The organism is Xanthomonas sp. DAR33341, from assembly GCF_003992815.1.
Lineage (GTDB): Bacteria > Pseudomonadota > Gammaproteobacteria > Xanthomonadales > Xanthomonadaceae > Xanthomonas > Xanthomonas cissicola.
In genome coordinates this window covers 29,825-46,545 of the sequence record NZ_QEYV01000019.1, presented here as the reverse complement: position 1 = coordinate 46,545, position 16,721 = coordinate 29,825, and the positions used below count along the sequence as shown (strand labels likewise).

The 16,721-nt window shown below is 63.9% G+C and carries 12 protein-coding genes and 1 pseudogene; 9 read left to right on the top strand and 4 right to left on the bottom strand.

Annotation, left to right across the window (positions count from 1 at the left end; all coding sequences use genetic code 11):
* Positions 1-36: 36 nt before the first annotated feature.
* From EO156_RS06170 to EO156_RS06160, 3 genes are all read left to right on the top strand, one after another.
* Positions 37-609: a hypothetical protein gene (locus tag EO156_RS06170; protein ID WP_016851390.1), complete on the top strand. Its 573-nt coding sequence runs from the start codon at positions 37-39 to the stop codon at positions 607-609.
* A 243-nt stretch (positions 610-852) separates the two neighbouring features.
* Positions 853-1,056 (top strand): DUF5076 domain-containing protein, encoded by a 204-nt coding sequence (locus EO156_RS06165; protein WP_016851391.1) that lies wholly within the window; start codon positions 853-855, stop codon positions 1,054-1,056.
* Positions 1,057-1,263: 207 nt separating this feature from the next.
* Positions 1,264-1,617 (top strand): ribonuclease E inhibitor RraB, encoded by a 354-nt coding sequence (locus tag EO156_RS06160; protein ID WP_003485066.1) that lies wholly within the window; start codon positions 1,264-1,266, stop codon positions 1,615-1,617.
* Positions 1,618-1,675: 58 nt separating this feature from the next.
* Here EO156_RS06160 and EO156_RS06155 read toward each other — a convergent pair whose 3' ends face one another.
* The 4 genes from EO156_RS06155 to EO156_RS06140 form a co-directional block, all read right to left on the bottom strand.
* Entirely contained in the window at positions 1,676-2,209 is a 534-nt protein-coding gene (locus EO156_RS06155) for a lipocalin family protein (RefSeq protein WP_026007282.1), read from the bottom strand.
* Between the two features lie 347 nt (positions 2,210-2,556).
* Positions 2,557-3,591 (bottom strand): glycoside hydrolase family 43 protein, encoded by a 1,035-nt coding sequence (locus EO156_RS06150; RefSeq protein ID WP_011052848.1) that lies wholly within the window; start codon positions 3,589-3,591, stop codon positions 2,557-2,559.
* Between the two features lie 32 nt (positions 3,592-3,623).
* Complete coding sequence (locus EO156_RS06145) at positions 3,624-5,111, bottom strand: MFS transporter (RefSeq protein ID WP_016851393.1); 1,488 nt, start codon at positions 5,109-5,111, stop codon at positions 3,624-3,626.
* A gap of 98 nt (positions 5,112-5,209) precedes the next feature.
* The gene (locus EO156_RS06140) at positions 5,210-8,143 is read right to left on the bottom strand and encodes a TonB-dependent receptor (protein ID WP_016851394.1); all 2,934 of its coding nucleotides are present in this window, start codon (positions 8,141-8,143) and stop codon (positions 5,210-5,212) included.
* A gap of 441 nt (positions 8,144-8,584) precedes the next feature.
* Here EO156_RS06140 and EO156_RS06135 point away from each other — a divergent pair, with 441 nt between their 5' ends.
* The 6 genes and pseudogenes from EO156_RS06135 (at position 8,585) to galB (ending at position 16,689) form a co-directional block, all read left to right on the top strand.
* The gene (locus tag EO156_RS06135; protein ID WP_126936740.1) at positions 8,585-9,898 is read left to right on the top strand and encodes an MFS transporter; all 1,314 of its coding nucleotides are present in this window, start codon (positions 8,585-8,587) and stop codon (positions 9,896-9,898) included.
* 9 nt (positions 9,899-9,907) lie between these two features.
* Positions 9,908-10,900 (top strand): endo-1,4-beta-xylanase, encoded by a 993-nt coding sequence (locus EO156_RS06130; RefSeq protein WP_033483130.1) that lies wholly within the window; start codon positions 9,908-9,910, stop codon positions 10,898-10,900.
* Positions 10,901-11,001: 101 nt separating this feature from the next.
* Positions 11,002-11,298 (top strand): annotated as a pseudogene (locus tag EO156_RS06125) (hypothetical protein); the annotation flags it as partial.
* Positions 11,299-11,396: 98 nt separating this feature from the next.
* Entirely contained in the window at positions 11,397-12,374 is a 978-nt protein-coding gene (locus EO156_RS06120; protein WP_033483132.1) for an endo-1,4-beta-xylanase, read from the top strand.
* 40 nt (positions 12,375-12,414) lie between these two features.
* A complete protein-coding gene (uxaC, locus tag EO156_RS06115) occupies positions 12,415-13,833 on the top strand; it encodes a glucuronate isomerase (protein ID WP_016849329.1) in 1,419 nt (472 codons plus the stop codon).
* Positions 13,834-14,019: 186 nt separating this feature from the next.
* Complete coding sequence (gene galB / locus EO156_RS06110) at positions 14,020-16,689, top strand: beta-galactosidase GalB (RefSeq protein ID WP_050595579.1); 2,670 nt, start codon at positions 14,020-14,022, stop codon at positions 16,687-16,689.
* The last annotated feature ends 32 nt before the right edge of the window (positions 16,690-16,721 follow it).

Sequence of the window (16,721 nt, the reverse complement as noted above, 5' to 3'; positions counted from 1 at the left end):
CCGCGCGGCCACGGCCGTCGAGAACGGAGTCTTTCGATGCGTCTGCATTCGTCCCTGCTGGCCCTGAGCCTGTTGACCGCCGCCAACCTGGCCAGCGCCGCCGATGTCGCCAAGTACGACGGTTTTTTGTGCTGCAACCTGCGCACCGACGGCAGCTGGATCAGCGACAGCAACTACGCCGAAGACGGCAAACGCATGCTCCCGGTCGGCACCCCGGTCAGCGTCACCGGCTTCGGCCGTAACCGCGTCAACCTCAAGATCGCCGGCGAAAAGCAATCCATCGGCAACGATTACAGCCGCGACCTGGACAACACCGCCTTCGCCGCCCGCTATGTGGTCACCACCGACCCCAAGCTCAAGCTCGCCACCTTCCCGCCCAAGATTCGCCAGGCCATCACCGACGGCAAGCTCACCGGCGGCATGACCCGCGAACAGGTGCTGATGGCGGTCGGCTACCCGATCAGCAGCGAAAACCCCAACCTGGACGCCTCGCTGTGGCGCTACTGGCGCGACAGTTTCTCCGAGTACCAGGTGCAGTTCGGCCCCAGCGGCAAGCTGGTCAGGGTGACCGCCGATCCGCAGCTGATGAATTTGATCTGGGTGCCTTGAGGCACTCAGTGAAGCAGCAGGCGCCGGCGTGAGCCGGCGCCTGTCATCGCCCCACGGCTACTGATCACTGATGTCGCGCGTGCGCGCGCTGGCGAATGCGAGGCATCGACGACACCGCGCGAACGTTCGCCCCCGACCAGGGAAGACATGCACGATGGAGAATTGATTGTCCCGCCCGACCCACTGGCCGATCCGGAGGCCTTCGAACTACTGCGTCTGTAGGCCGCGAATGAACAGCGGCACGTGAGCATCAATTGCGAGCCGGGCGGCGGTGCAGAGGACTTCGGCGAACTGCTCGCGGATCTGTTCGAGCATGCTTCGCGGATGTACGCGCAGCGCGATGGCATGCCGCTTGCGCGATGTCGCTCGCTGATGCTGGATGACTTCTCGCGACGCGTTGCCGATCCGAGCGGTCGGCGAGAGGGAGCGCTGCCAGTCGAGCATTAACGGCGCCGTTCAAGACCCTTGTTGCGTAATCGCGTGCCTCCTCTCCACGGGCAAGCTTCTCCCGATTGCGATGACTCGGTCAGCAGCGAGCCGGGCACGGACGCATCGCCGTGGCGCCTTTTGGATACCATCGACGCTGGCTTTCTTGCCCAACGGCGAAGATCCTGGCCTCACAGGCCTTCCCGACCAACACTTGATGAGAGCGTCATGCAGCGAGATCTGATTCTGTATCCCAAAGACGACAACGGCGACACGCTCTGGCATATCGCACAGCAAGGTGTAGACCTTTCAACGCCGCGGGAAATCGCTTTTTCAGTCGTCTTCCCCAGCAAGGAATCGGCGCTTGAGTTCTCGGTGAAGATGCTTCGCTTCGAGCAGAAAGTCCGCTGCTGTCATTACCCGGAAAATACCGCGTTTCCCATGGATGTGACGGTGTATCCGACCATGCTGCCGTCGTACAAGGCCATTTCGGCGTTCGAGGACGACTTGGCAACCGAGGCCAAGCCCTTGGACGGCTTGAACGATGGATGGGAATTTTCTGTGGACACGAAAGACGCCTGATGCGCTTGGCCGGCTGGAGGACTGCACGGCGTGCAGATTCCCCATGGGCGCTTCCGCATCAGCGTGCCGACTGCGGCACACGTCGCAGCTGCGACACGTCGTAGCCCATCGCGGCAATGCGTTGAACGGCCTGCTGATAGTCGGCATCTGAGACCTGTGGAGTGCGCGCCATGTACCAGACGTAGTCGCGCTTGCTGCGCGCCACGATGGTTTGCGTATACCCCGCATCCCGCCAGGCAATCACGTACTCGGCCTTGAACGGCCAGAAGAACTGCATGCGCCAGAGCGCGCCATTGCCCTGCTTCGTCACCTGGCCGATCGGGTGCATCGACTTGAGCGGCGCCTGGAAGCTGCCCTTGCGAAAGGTAAAGGTGGTCTGGATACGACCATCCGGTCGCAGCGCGTAACTTTCGACCGCGTCGTAGGCGTTGCGTTCCGGGCGGGTCGGAATATGCGCGATGACGTACCAGTCGCCCATGAAGCGCGGCACATCGACGCTATCTGCGCGGGGCAGGGCGGCACGCGACTCGCTCCCACTTGCACTCCCGTAGACCGCTAAGGTCAGCAACAACAGCATCGAGCCACCTCGCATGGCAACCTCCACCTGAAAGAATCCGTAGACAGGCCTACGGCGTTGCGGCGCGTCCGGATGCAACCCCATGCGATGCAGTTCCGGACTGGGCGCACGATGACTCTTTTCGCCAGGGGGATGACGGTAACGTTCGATACGTCATGGCGGCGTTCAAGAGCCGCGCCGACGCGTTGCGCATGCCAGGAAACGCGCGATCACCGCACGATGAGCACCGGGTCGACGATCAGCCGCAACGAGGCTCACGACGCGCCCTGGAAGCGCAGCGGCGACGGGACGTGTCGTTCAGCGACGGCGGTCGAGCCATGACGGGCTGGTCGGGATCCCGACAGCCGGTTACCCAACCGCACTCACCAAGGCGATACCGCATCTTCCCCATACGGATAAATCGTCGCGATCGTTCCATCTGCAGCATGCGCCAGCGGCGCCATCTTGATGCTGCGCAGATGCGTCTGACCGCCTGAGAGCACGCTGTCGTGATAGAACAAATACCACTGCTGCTGGAACAAACAGATGGAGTGATGCGTGGTCCAGCCGACCACCGGTGCGAGCAGCACGCCTTGATAGGTAAACGGGCCGTAGGGTGAGTCGCTGGTGGCGTAGCAGATCCGGTGGGTGTCGCCGGTGGAATACGACAGGTAGTACCGGCCGGCGTGCTGGTGGACCCAGGGGCCTTCGAAGAAACGGCGGGCGTGGTCGTCCGCGCGCAGTGGAGTGCCGTGTTCGTCGAGGATGACGACTTCGCGGCTGGGTTCGGCCAGGTCGATCATGCGCTCGTGCAGGCGCGCCACGCGTGGACCGAGCGCGGGTGCGTCGCCCACCGGTTCCTGATGCGTTTGCGCATAGGCATTGTCGCGGTAGTGCTGCAGCTGGCCGCCCCAGATGCCGCCGAAGTAGAGATAATGCGCGCCGTCGTCGTCGGCAAGCACGGCCGGGTCGATCGAGTACGTCCCGGCGATGGGCTGCGGCTCGGCCACGAACGGGCCTTCGGGGCGATCACCCACCGCCACGCCGATCTGGAACATGCCGTCGGCGCGTTTTGCGGGAAAGTACAGATAGGTCTTGCCGTTGCGTTGTGCCGCATCCGGTGCCCACATCTGCCGCTGCGCCCAGGGCACATCGCGCACATGCAGCACTTGCCCGAGGTCTTCCACCGCTGCACCCGGATGCGCCATGCGCAGCACGTGGTAGTCCGCCATGTCGAAATGCGAGCCGTCGTCGCTGAAGGCCACGCCGGCATCGAGGTCGTGCGAGGGATAGATATACAACGCACCGTCGAAGACATGCGCGGACGGATCGGCGGTGTAGAGATGGGTCACCAGCGGTGCGGAAATGGCGGTGCGCGCCAGCGCCTGCAGACTGGCGGCTTGCAGTTCATCGGACATGCGCGTACCTGTGCATGAAGTGGGAGGGGAGGTCAGACGGTGGCGAGCGGGACGGTGTGTCGGCGCACGCTCAGTTCGTGTTCGATGCGGGCTTCCAGCGCTTTGTCGATCTCGTACAGCGCCAGCAGTGCGGTGCCGAGCAGGAACGGAAGCGAGGCGTACACGCTGATGGCCAGGCGGATGCCGTTGGTGACGGCCGCGCTTTGCTGCGGCAATGCTGCGTCATAGCCATACAACGCCAGGATGCCGGCGACCAGTGCGCCACCTACGCTCAGGCCGATCTTCAAGCCGCACAACATCGCCGAGAAGATGATCGCGGTGGCGCGGCGGTGGTTCTTCCACTCCGAGTAATCGGCCACATCGGCGATCATCGCCCAGAGCAACGGAATGGTGATGCCGTAGAAATACCCATGCAGGACGTAGGAGGCGAACACCCAGCCGATCGCATTGGGTGGGTACAGATAGAACGCCAGCAGGAACAGCGTGGAGATCAGCAGCGCGCCGCCGAACACATTGCGCTTGCCATAGCGGTCGGCCAGGCGTTTGGAAAAGCCGATGCCCACGATCATCGCCAGGATGCCGCCGGCGCTGAAGACGCTGAATGCGGAAGTCGGCGCATCTTGTGGCCACTGCAACGCGCTCATGCCGGCGCCAGTCAGTACGCTGTTGACGCCGGCGATGAAGCGGTTGAAGCCGGCGTGATCGAGAAACTGCGTCAACGCATTCGCGTCGAGGTAGTACTTGAAGTAGTAGATGTACATCCCACCCTTCATCGCCAGATTGATGAAGACCAGGATGGTGAGCGCCAGCATCACCAGCCAGGGTTTGTTGCGGACCAGATCGGTCAGGTCCTGGCGCACGCTGTTGCGTTGTTCGCTGATCGGCAGCACCCGTTCGCGCGTGGTGAAAAAGGTGATCAAAAAGCACAGCGTGCCGATCGCAGCGAACAGCGCCATGGTGTTGCGAAAGCCCTGCGCCTTGTCGCCATTGCCCAGGATCAAGACCAACGGCAGCAACAGCACCTGGATGATGAACTGCGCAAAGGTCACCGCCAGAAAGCGGTACGCCGACAAGCTGTTGCGCTGCTCCATGCTGCCGGTGAGCACGCCGCTCAAGGCCGAATACGGCAGGTTGTTGGCCACGTACACCAGCATCAGCAAGGTGTAGGTGGCAAACGCGTAGGCGATCTTGCCCTGCTCGCCGAGCGTGGGCGTATTGAAGGCGGCCAGCGACAACGCCCCGAAGGGCAGCGCCGTCCACAGGATCCACGGGCGGAACTTGCCCCAGCGGGTGCGCGTGCGATCGGCCAGGATACCGATGGCCGGCGTAAACACGAATGCGCCCAGCATGCCGACCACAAAGATCAGCGTCGCTGCCACGCTTGCAGGAATGCGGAACACATCGGTGTAGAAGAACGCCAGGAAAGTGACCAGCGTCTGGAAGATCAGATTGGCGGCCAGGTCGCCCAGGCTGTAGCCGATCTTTTCGCGCAAGGAGAGCTGCTGTGACCGATCGTTCATGAGGTGGGGCGGACTCGAAGAATGCTGCGGAAAACGCCGCGGCGCGCATTGCGCCACCGGTCGCCGCTGGGAGGAACGGCGACCGATGACGACAACACTCAAAAGGTACCGCGGATGCCGAGCATGACGGTGCGCCCGGGCTCATACAGGTCGTAGGTGGCGTTGGGCCAGGCGAAGGTCGTGCGCAACGGTTCGTTGGTGATATTGGTGACGTTGAGCGTGATCTGCGGCTTGGACGGCAGCCAATCCAGTGCGTAGCTCGCCGACATATCGAGCTGTCCGCGCGCGTCGGCGTTGAGGCGCGCATACGGAATGCCGTTCTGGTTGGCGCCGGAGATCACCATGTCGTCGTTCCAGGTGTAGGACAGGCGGATCGAGGCTGCATCCTTTTCCCAGTAGACGGTGCCGTTCCAGAGGTTGGGCGCGACACCGACGGCCACCGCCGGCACGCCTTCGCCTTCGGACTGCTGGTTGACGTGGGTGTAGTTGAGGCTGAAGCCCAGGCCATCGAACAGCCTGTCCAGCGGCTGGACCCAGATGGCCTCGGTGCCGCGGATATTGAGCACACCATCGGCATTGACCTGCGTCTGCACATCCACGGTGGCCGCATTGGGGCCGCCGCGCTGGGCCAGGCCGGCCTGCTGGATCGGCAACAGCGTGTCGTAGTTCACGCCCAGGTCGTTGAACGGGATGCGGCGTATGCCGTTGACGGTGAAGCCGGTGATGCGCTTGTTGAACAGGGTCAGGCCCACATAGCCTTCGCCGCCGGTGTACCACTCGCCGCCGAAGTCCACATTGGTCGATAGATACGGCTTGAGGTTCGGATTGCCCTGCGTGGCGGTCTGCGCGGAAGGGTCGCTGAAGTTGGTGTTGGGCAGCATCGCGCTGGGATCGGGGCGGGTCAGCGTGCGCGAGCTGGACAGGCGCACGACCACCTTGTCGGCCACGTCCCACGCCACGTTGAACGAGGGCAGGGTTTCGGTGTAATCCGAATCCAGCACCTGTACGCTGCGCACGCCATTGATGGTGACCGGGCCGGTAATGGTCTGGTCGGTGGTCACATAGCGCACGCCGGCATTGAAGCGCATGGTGCGGTTCCAGACATCGGCTTCCGCATTGGTCTCGATGTAGAAGCCCAGATTTTTCTCGCGGATGCCGCCGGTCGAAGCGCCGGTGTTGGCCGAGTTGCTCTCCGGTGCGGCATCGCGCAGCGCGTAGTAGTTGGTGTCGGCCAGGAAGCGGGAGAAGTCGGCAGTGATGAAGCCGTCTGGGCCGGGTTTCAGATAACTGGCCAGGGCCGAGTTCGGGATTGCCGAGCCGGCGCCGCCATTGCACACGTTGCCGCCGTTGCCGCGGCACACCACCTGTTCCCAGGCGGTACTGTTGTCGAAACCGCGGATGGTGCGCTCGGCCATGTCGTAGGACGCGCCGATCTTGACGTTGCGCTTGTCCTCGCCGAACTGCAGATCGGCGCGCGCGCCACGCGTTTCGGTCTGGCGCTTTTCGTTCTGGATATTGACCCGGCCGCCCGTCCAGCCCCAGCCCAGATTGGGGTCGTTGAGATCGAGCGGGCTGGTGATGCTGGGGCGGTCGCCGCCTTCGTTGCGGTAGTCCACGGTGGTGAACGGCGAGGTGACCAGGATGCTGGGCGATTCGCGCGCGAGCCAGCTACGGGTGGCATTGGCCTGCACATTGAGCTTGATGTCCTGCTCGGCGCCAAACAGCAGTTCCGCACCAGGATTGACGCTCCAGAACTTGACGTTCTCATGGTACGGGCGCGCTTCCAAAAAATATTGCGCATTGGCGAAGGTGGCGCTGGTCACCACGTTGTTCTGATCCACCTGCATGCCGAGCGGGATCATGTTGCCGTTGCGGCCGATCAGATTCATGCTGATGCGCTCGGTGGTGCGCTCGGCTTCGGAGTACAGCGTGTCCAGATAAAAATGCATGTTGTCGGACGGGCGCCATTCCAGCGACATCACCGACGCATCGCGGTCGCGATCGCCACTCATGTAGACGCTGCGGCCCAGACGCGGAATCAGCGCGTCGCTGATCTGGTCGATGCTCAGGCCCGGGTTGCGCGCCAGCAGCCAGGCGGCGTCGATGGTTTCGCCGGTGGTGAGGCCGCTGCCGGCAGTGGCGGGCACCGTGTCGGGAATGCGCCAGTTGCCGCCGCCATTGACGTTGCACGCCGCCGGTTGGTTGGTGGCTGGCGTGCCTGCCGGCGGCGCGAGACCGCATTGTGTGTAGGTGAGGCCGGGGTTGGTCCAGCCCACGCTCTCGAAACCGCGCACGCCAAGTTTGCTGCGTACCGAAGCCACCCCAAACAAGGCGCCGAAGGTGCCTGCTTCATTGGTCCAGCTGCCCATGAAGGCGCCGCGTGGGGTGGTTTTTTCGCTGGTGCTGTTCCAGTCGGCCTGCGCCTGATAGGTGAAGTGCACGCCGGGGCGATCGAACGGACGCGCGCTGCGCATGTCCACCACTCCGGAAACGCCGCCTTCGAGCATGCTTGCGGTGGGTGTCTTGCTCACCGTGAGCTGGGTGAAGAATTCGGTGGGGAACAGATTCAGATCGACTTCGCGGTTCTGGTTCTGCGCATTCAGGCCGATCGAGGCAGTGGCAATGCTGGCGCCGTTGAGCGTGGTCTTGGTGAAGCTGGTGCCCAGGCCGCGGATGGCGATATTGAGACCTTCGCCATTGACGTCGCGCGCCAGCTGCACGCCGGGAATACGGTTGAGCGACTCGGCGATATTCATGTCCGGAAACTTGCCGATATCTTCGGCAAACACCGTGTCGGCAAAGCCGACCGAATCGCGCTTGGCGTCGGTGGAGAACTGGATGCTACGTCGGTAGCCGGAGACGGTGACAGTGTCCAGCTGGGTCACCGCATCGTTATTGCCGGCAGTGGTTGGCGGGGTTTGCGCCGTGCCCTGGGCATCGGCGGACTGTGCCCAGGCGGCGGTGCTGGACATACCCAGCAGGATGGATCCCAACGCGCAGGACAACGCGGTTCGTGCGTAGCTGTTCTTCACCGTAATCCCTTCCCTAACAGGTAGCAGATGTCCCACGCATCGCCCTGCGCAGGGAGTGCCGCTGCCGTTGCGCGGCGCGACGATGGTGCGATGGGGGAGACGGACGATCAGTGCTCGGGATGTTAGCGCTAACAAATTCGGAACATCACGCTGCAGGGCAACATAGATGCGTGGCGCGCCGGCCGGCCGCCAGCCAACCCACGCCATCGTGCCAGACTCGCTTGCGTACGGTGGCGCAGTGCTGCACTGCGCGATGGATTTATCGCGATGCCGTGGTAATGGTAGCGCTATCATCCGTGGCGCAAGGCCACCTTCGTGCAGGTGCAGTGGTCGATGAATCGAACCGAAGAACACGGCAGCGATGGGTCCGGCCGGCACCTGATGGATGCATGCATGCACCACATCAGCCAGGCCGCTGGCGCGGTTGCACAGGCCGCGCGCATGAGCAACGTGCCCACCGCAGCGCCGGAGGCTGCATCGGCAACGCTCGGCCGGGTGCGCTGGCGGGTTTGCGCCTTGCTGCTGGCCGCCACCACCATCAACTATGTGGACCGCCAGGTACTGGGCGTGCTGGCGCCGTTCCTGCAGACGCAGATCGGTTGGAACGAAATTCAGTACGGCTATATCGTCACCGCATTCCAGGCGGCGTATGCGCTGGGTCTGCTGTGCAGCGGTGCGGTGATCGACCGCTTCGGCACGCGGCTCGGCTATGCGCTGGCGATCGGCCTCTGGAGCCTGGCGGCGATGGGGCATGCCCTGGCCACCAGCGTGGTGGGGTTTGCGATTGCGCGGTTTTTCCTGGGCCTTGGCGAATCGGGCAATTTTCCTGCAGCGCTCAAGACGGTGGCCGAATGGTTCCCGCGCCGTGAGCGTGCGCTGGCCACCGGCATCTTCAATTCCGGCTCCAATATCGGGGCCATTGTCGCCCCGTTGCTGGTGCCGTTGATTGCCACAGCCTGGGGCTGGCAGGCGGCATTCCTGTTCACCGGCGTGCTCAGTGCAACCTGGTTGGCGGTGTGGTGGTTCAGCTATCACCCGCCCGAGCAACAACCCCGTTTGTCTGCCGCGGAACTGGCGTATATCCGCAGCGATGCGCATGAGCCGGTGCAACGCCGGCTGTCGTGGTTACAGGTGCTGCGACATCGGCAAGCCTGGGCGTTTGTGCTGGGCAAGTTCATCACCGACCCGATCTGGTGGTTCTTCCTGTTCTGGCTGCCGAAGTTCCTGCACGCCGAATACGACTTGAGCCTGCTGCAATTGGGCGTGCCCCTGATCGTGATCTTCGTGCTGGCCGACATCGGCAGCATTGCCGGCGGTTGGGTGGCCGGGCGTTTCATCGCGCGTGGCTGGAGCGTCAATCGCGCACGCAAGACCGCGATGTTGATCTGCGCGATTTCGGTGGTGCCCATCGTATTTGCCGCACGCGCCGACAACCTGTGGCTGGCGGTCGCGCTGATCGGGCTGGCCACCGCCGCACATCAGGGCTGGTCGGCGAATCTGTTTACGCTGCCTTCGGACATGTTTCCGCGCCACGCGGTCGCCACGGTGGTGGGTATCGGCGGCTTTGCCGGTGCGGTGGGCGGCATGTTGATCGCCACCTTCATCGGCTTCCTGTTGCAAGCCACCGGCAGCTATGTGCCGGTGTTTCTGATGGCAGGCTCTGCCTACCTGCTGGCATTGGCGCTCGTGCACACTCTGGTGCCGCGGCTGGAGCCGGCGCAATTGCCTGCCGATCCAGCGCCGACATCGTCCTGAGGTGAGCTTATGCACATGCGCGCAGTAATACTGGGGTTGTCGATGGCGGCCGGCATGGCTGCGCCTGTACACGCGGCACCACTGGCAGCGACAGCGTCCAAGTTCCTCGGAAGTGCGTACGGCGCGCAGCAGGCGCCGGGGTTTGCGCAGTACTGGAACAAGCTCACCCCGGAAAACGGCGGCAAATGGGGCAGCGTGGAGGCCGTGCGCGACCAGATGGATTGGAGCACGCTGGATGCCGCATACCGGTTCGCCCAGGCCAATCAGATGCCGTTCCAGATGCATGTCATGGTATGGGGCAACCAGCAGCCGGAATGGATCAAGACCTTGCGGCCGGCCGAACAGCGCCGCGAGATCGAGCAGTGGTTTGCCGCCGTTGCGCAGCGCTACCCGGATATCGCACTGCTGGAGGTGGTGAACGAGCCACTCAACGACCCGCCTAGCAAGGCCGATACCGGCGGCGGCAATTATCTGCAGGCGTTGGGGGGCAACGGCGACAGCGGCTGGGAATGGGTGTTGCAATCGTTTCGGCTTGCGCGCCGGCATTTTCCGCACACCAAGTTGATGATCAACGACTACAGCATCACCAGTAGCGCGCAGGCCACGCAGAAGTATTTGCAGATCGTGCGGCTGCTGCAGCGTGAGAACCTGGTCGATGCCATCGGCGTGCAGGAGCACGCCTTCGAGACCACGCCGGAGGTTGCGGTGTCGGTGCACCGCGACAATCTGGATGCGTTGGCCGCCACCGGCCTGCCGATCTACATCACCGAGTTCGATCTGGACGGCCCGACCGATGCGCAGCAGCTGGCCGACTACAAGCGGGTGTTTCCGGTGTTCTGGGAACACCCGGCAGTGCATGGCATCACCTTGTGGGGCTTTCGGCCCGGTTTGTGGCGCGACAAGGAAGCTGCGTACCTGATCCGCGCCGACGGCACCGAACGTCCTGCGCTCACGTGGCTGCGCGATTACGTTGCTGCCCATCCCGGTACACCTGCGCCATGACAATTGCTGATGCTCACCGCGCTCGCAGACACTTACGTGGTGTCCTGACCCTATGCCGCAGGCTTCATGTCATCGTGCTGGCTGCATGCATCGTGCGGCGGGCAGTCGCGCTGATCGGGCTGGCCACTGCCGCACAACACGGCTGGTTGGCGTATCTTTTTACGCTGCTTTCTGACCTGCTTGCGTGTCATGCAGTTGCAACAGTCGCCGGCTTCGGCGGCGTCGCCGCTGCGGCGAGCGACATGGTGATCGCACCGTTCATTGGTTTCGTTTTGCAGGCCATCGGCAGCTGCGTGCCGGTCTTTTTGATAGTGGGTGCGGCCTACATTCTGGCGCTGGCGGTGGTGCACCGCCTGGTGCCACGGCGGCAGCCGGCGCGAGTGGAGCAACCGGCCTAGACGCCGTTCCAGGTGTCTGCACTTTGGCGTCGATCGGACGCACGTCAGCGCACCTGTCCTTTCCGTGACTGCTTCGCTCACTCATCGAGGATGCCAACATGATGAAACTCCGTTATCCGCTCACGCTTGCGTTGTTGCTGGGCGCTTGTGCGTCCGCTGTCGCCGGGCCTATCGCTGCCGGCAAGCAACGCGTCCTGGGCAGCGCCTACAGCCCACGGCAAGCGCAGGGCTTCACCAACTACTGGAACGCCGACGTTTCCGAAAATGCGGGCAAATGGGGCAGCGTCGAAGCCGTGCGCGGCCAGATGAACTGGGGCCCGCTCGACGAGGCTTACCAGCTGGCCAAGCGCAACCATATGCAGTTCCAGTTCCATGTCGGACTCTGGGGGGCCCAGCAGCCGACATGGGTACGCAACCTGCCGCCAAACGAGCAGCTTGCTGCGATCGAGCACTGGTTTGCGGCGATTGCGCAGCGCTACCCCGACATCGACCTGATGCAGGTGGCCAACGAGACGCTGCCGGGTCACAACCAACCGGACAATCGCCGCAGCGATACGGGTAATTATCTGCAGGCACTGGGCGGCACCGGGGCGACCGGCGTGGACTGGGTGCTTGAGGCATTCCGCCTGGCACGCACGTATTTCCCCCATACCAAGCTGATGATCAACGACTACAACGTCACCGAGTACAACGACCAAGCCAGGCAGTATCTGCACACCATCCAGCTGCTGCAGCAAGAACACCTGATCGATGCGATCGGTATCCAGGGGCACCTCTCGAGCAACGGTCCTTCAGTTTCGGTGCAGCGTGCCAACCTCGACCTGTTGGCATCCACCGGCCTGCCGATCTACATCACCGAGTTCGACCTGGATGGGCGTACCGACGCTCAGCAGTTGGCAGCCTGGCAGCGCTTCTTCCCGATGTTCTGGGAGCACCCGGCCGTGCGTGGCGTGAACCTTTGGGGTTTCCGTCACGGTCTGTGGCGCGAAAATGAAGGTGTTTATCTGATCAATTACGACGGCAGCGAACGCCCGGCATTGACCTGGCTACGCAGCTACGTCGCCAGCAAGTCCTGACCAGGGTTCCCATTTATTGTCCATAGGGCTGATATCGATCATGCGTTCTTCCGTGTTGTCCTTGCATCCCGATCGTTTGCTGCCGGCCGATCCCGGCACGCGCGCGATCGCCCGCCGCCTGTACGCGCAGGTCGCAACGCTGCCCATCATCAGCCCACATGGCCACACCGACCCGGCCTGGTTCGCCACCAATGCGCCGTTCGCCAACGCCACCGAACTGTTGTTGGTGCCGGATCACTATGTGTTCCGCATGTTGTACAGCCAGGGCATCGACCTCGATGCCCTGGGCATCCCACGCGCAGATGGAACCCGCGCAACAGTCGACCCGCGTGCGGCGTGGCGCGTGTTTGCCGAGCACTACACGTTGTTGCGCGGCACGCCGTCGGCGCTGTGGCTCAATCATGTGTTCCATGACGTTTTCGATCTACGTATTCGTCTCGACGCCGGTACCGCCGATCACTATTACGACCACATCACCGCCGCGCTGCAAACGCCAGCATTCCTGCCGCGCGCGTTGTTCGAGCGCTTCAATATCGAGGTGATCGCCACCACCGAATCGCCGCTGGATCGGCTGCAGCATCATGCGGCCATTGCCGCCAGCGGCTGGCAGGGACGGGTGGTGACGGCGTATCGCCCCGACCCGGTCGTGGACCCGGAGCACGAGCAGTTCGCCGGCGCGCTGCAGCAGTTCGGCGCGCTCACCGGTGAGGACGTGCTGACCTGGGATGGCTACTTGCGCGCGCATCGGCAACGGCGTGCGTTCTTTGCCGCGCACGGCGCCACCTCGACCGATCACGGGCACCCCAGCGCCGCGACCGCCGATCTGTCGCCGGCCGAAGCGCAGCGCCTGTTCGATACGGTGGTGCGCGGTGCGGCCACGTCGGAGCAGGCCGAATTGTTTCGCGCGCAGGTGCTGACCGAATTGGCGGCGATGAGCCTGGACGACGGCCTGGTGATGCAGCTGCATCCGGGCTGCTTCCGCAATCACAATCGGCAACTGTTCGAGCAGTACGGACGCGACAAGGGCGCCGATATTCCGATGCGCACCGACTACGTGCATGCGTTGAAGCCGTTGCTGGATCGGCATGGCAACGACCCGCGCCTGCGCCTGATCGTGTTCACCCTGGACGAGACCAGCTACAGCCGCGAGCTGGCGCCATTGGCCGGGCATTACCCCTCCCTGCTGCTCGGCCCGGCGTGGTGGTTCCATGATGCGCCGGAAGGCATGTGGCGCTTTCGCGAGCAGACCCTGGCCAGCGCCGGCTTCTACAACACCGTGGGCTTCAACGACGATACCCGCGCATTCCTGTCCATTCCGGCGCGACACGATGTGGCGCGGCGCGTGGATAGCGCCTTCCTGGCCAAACTCGTTGCCGAGCACCGGTTAGAAGAGGACGAGGCCACCGAGGTGGCGATCGACCTGGCCTACCGCCTACCCAAGCAAGCGTACAAGCTGTGAGGTGGCGCAAACGGAGGGCGGTGGTGCCGACGCGTCCGCACGCGTCGTCGCTGCATCCTGCGCAGCGGAAGGGTCGGTGAACTGATGCGTACACACGCCAAGCACAACGTCACACGACAGCTGCTCGCAGCTTGCGCAGTACGTGCCTGCACAGGGGTTGTCTGGCTCTGCAGCGCATTGCCTATCATGGCAGCACCGCACCCGGCCAGCGACGCCTCGCGCGAACGTATTTCGCTCAATGCGCAGTGGCGCTTTCATCGTGGCGACCCACCCGCAAACCAGGAAATCCTGGACTACGATGTGCGCCCGCAGGTGGTGCGCAGCGATGACGGCAAGGTGGCCGATGCGCAACCGGAGCAAGCGCAGCTCACCGATGCGTCCGCCGTGCGCGTGCTCAAGCCGTGGATCCTGCCCACCGCCAACGGCTTGATCGCAGACCCGGCCCAGCGGCACACGCGCCCCCCAGGCAACCCGGGCAGCACGGTGGCTTATGTGCAGCCGCACTTCGACGACAGCGCATGGGAAACCGTGGACCTGCCACATGACTGGGCCATTGCCGGGCCGTTCCTGGCAAATGGGCCTTACGGTGGCATGGGCCGGTTGCCGAGCTGGGGCATTGGCTGGTATCGCAAGAGCCTGGACATCCCAGCCAGCGATCGCGGCCGCGCGTTGTTTCTGGATCTCGATGGTGCGATGTCTTACGCCACGGTCTGGCTCAACGGCACCCTTGTCGGCGGATGGCCTTACGGGTACAGCTCCTGGCGCGTGGATCTGACGCCGTATGTGGTTGCAGGCAAGCGCAATCAACTGGTCATTCGCCTGGACAACCCGCCCGAATCGGCGCGTTGGTATCCGGGCGGCGGGCTGTATCGCAACGTGTGGCTGACCAAAACGGCGCCGTTGCATATCGCGCATTGGGGCACGCAGCTGACCACGCCGCACGTTTCGGCCGATGCGGCGCAGGTGCAGCTGACCGTCACGCTGGACAACGCCGCCCGCAGCGCCACCCAGGCGCAGGTGAGCACAGCGATCTATCTGCTCGACGATGCAAGCGACCGGCCCAGCGGCGAGGCGGTCGCGCGCATTCCAGCGCAGCCCATCGCGGTCCCTGCCGGCGGCACCGCGCACGTGCAAGGCAGTACCCGGATCGACGCCCCGCGCCTGTGGGGGCCTCCACCCACGCAGCAACCGCATCGCTATGTGGCCATCACCGAGGTTGGCCAGCAGGGGCACGTGGTGGACCGCTACGAAACCCGCTTCGGCATTCGCAGCATCGTGTTCGACGCCGACAAGGGCCTACTGGTCAATGGCGAGCACGTGCCGATCCGCGGGGTGAACAATCATCACGACCTGGGCGCGCTCGGTGCGGCGTTCAACAGACGCGCCGCCGAGCGGCAGTTGCAATTGCTGCAGCAGATGGGCGCCAATGCCATTCGCATGAGCCATAACCCGCCTGCGCCCGAGTTGCTCGAGCTGACCGACCGCATGGGCCTGCTGGTGGTGGATGAGGTGTTCGACAGTTGGGAGATGAAGAAGACCCCGCTGGATTTCCATCTGGTGTTTCCGCAGTGGCATGCCGCCGATCTGCGCGCGATGCTGCGCCGCGACCGCAATCATCCTTCGGTGATGCTATGGAGCGTGGGCAACGAGGTTGGCGAGCAATACACCGGCGAACAGGGCGCGGCGATTGCGCGCACGCTGCGCGCCATCGTGCATGCAGAAGACCCGACGCGCCCGGCCGCGGTGGCGATGAACTACGCCTCGCCCGAGATGCCGCTGTCCGCTACGCTGGATGTCGTCAGCCTCAATTACCAGGGGGAAGGCATCCGCGATGCAGCCGAGTTCGAGGGTACGCAGCGCATCCGTAAGCCGCCGCAATACCCGGCGTTTCATGCACGGTTTCCGCACAAGGCCATCGTCAGCAGCGAGACTGCCTCGGCACTGAGCAGTCGTGGCGTGTATCTGTTTCCGGTTACTCCGGACAACAGCGCGCCGGTACGCGATGGCCGTGGCGGCGATTCGGCGGCGCATCAGGTCAGCGCGTACGAGCTGCATGCCGTGGATTTCGGCTCCAGTGCCGACAAGGTGTTCGCTGCGTTGGATCGACACCCGTACGTCGCCGGCGAGTTCGTCTGGACCGGGTTCGATTACCTGGGCGAGCCCACCCCGTATTACAGCTCGCGCAGTTCCTACTCGGGCATCTTCGATCTGGCCGGCTTTCCGAAGGACCGTTACTGGCTCTATCAATCGCGCTGGCGCCCGGAATTGCCGGTGGCGCATCTGCTGCCGCATTGGAGCTGGCCAGGGCGCGAGGGACAGGTCACGCCCGTGCATGTGTTCACCTCCGGCGACGAGGCCGAACTGTTCGTCAATGGCGTCTCGCAGGGGCGCAAGCGCAAGGCGCCACTGCAGTACCGGCTACGCTGGGACGCGGTGGTGTACCAGCCGGGCGAATTGCGGGTGCAGGCGTACAAGGATGGCAAGCCGTGGGCCAGCGAGCGCGTGCAGACGGCAGGCCGCGCCGCGCGCATGCAGCTGACGCCGGATCGAGGCAGTATCCGCGGCGACGGACAGGACCTGAGTTTCATCACCGTGCGCCTGCTCGATCGCGACGGACGTCCTGCGCCGACCGCGGGCGACCGCCTGCGCTTCCGCATCGAAGGCCCGGGCGAGTTGGTGGCCACCGACAACGGCGATCCCACCAATCTGGAAACATTCGCCTCTTCGCAGCGTCATGCCTTCAACGGGCTGTGCCTGGCGATCGTGCGTGCCAAGGCCGGGGCGCGTGGCACGATCACCGTGCATGTGGAATCGGACACGTTGCAAGCCGCACAGACACAGGTGGCGGTGCAGTGATGCGATCCAGTGCAAGCGAAACCTGCGGCCTC

Bases quoted from the DNA above. Each gene is read 5' to 3' on its own strand.
- EO156_RS06170 (WP_016851390.1), top strand. From the start codon at position 37: ATGCGTCTGCATTCGTCCCTGCTGGCCCTGAGCCTGTTGACCGCCGCC.
- EO156_RS06160 (WP_003485066.1), top strand. From the start codon at position 1,264: ATGCAGCGAGATCTGATTCTGTATCCCAAAGACGACAACGGCGACACG.
- EO156_RS06155 (WP_026007282.1), bottom strand. From the start codon at position 2,209: ATGCGAGGTGGCTCGATGCTGTTGTTGCTGACCTTAGCGGTCTACGGG.
- EO156_RS06150 (WP_011052848.1), bottom strand. From the start codon at position 3,591: ATGTCCGATGAACTGCAAGCCGCCAGTCTGCAGGCGCTGGCGCGCACC.
- EO156_RS06145 (WP_016851393.1), bottom strand. From the start codon at position 5,111: ATGAACGATCGGTCACAGCAGCTCTCCTTGCGCGAAAAGATCGGCTAC.
- EO156_RS06135 (WP_126936740.1), top strand. From the start codon at position 8,585: ATGAGCAACGTGCCCACCGCAGCGCCGGAGGCTGCATCGGCAACGCTC.
- EO156_RS06130 (WP_033483130.1), top strand. From the start codon at position 9,908: ATGCACATGCGCGCAGTAATACTGGGGTTGTCGATGGCGGCCGGCATG.
- EO156_RS06120 (WP_033483132.1), top strand. From the start codon at position 11,397: ATGATGAAACTCCGTTATCCGCTCACGCTTGCGTTGTTGCTGGGCGCT.
- uxaC (WP_016849329.1), top strand. From the start codon at position 12,415: ATGCGTTCTTCCGTGTTGTCCTTGCATCCCGATCGTTTGCTGCCGGCC.
- galB (WP_050595579.1), top strand. From the start codon at position 14,020: ATGGCAGCACCGCACCCGGCCAGCGACGCCTCGCGCGAACGTATTTCG.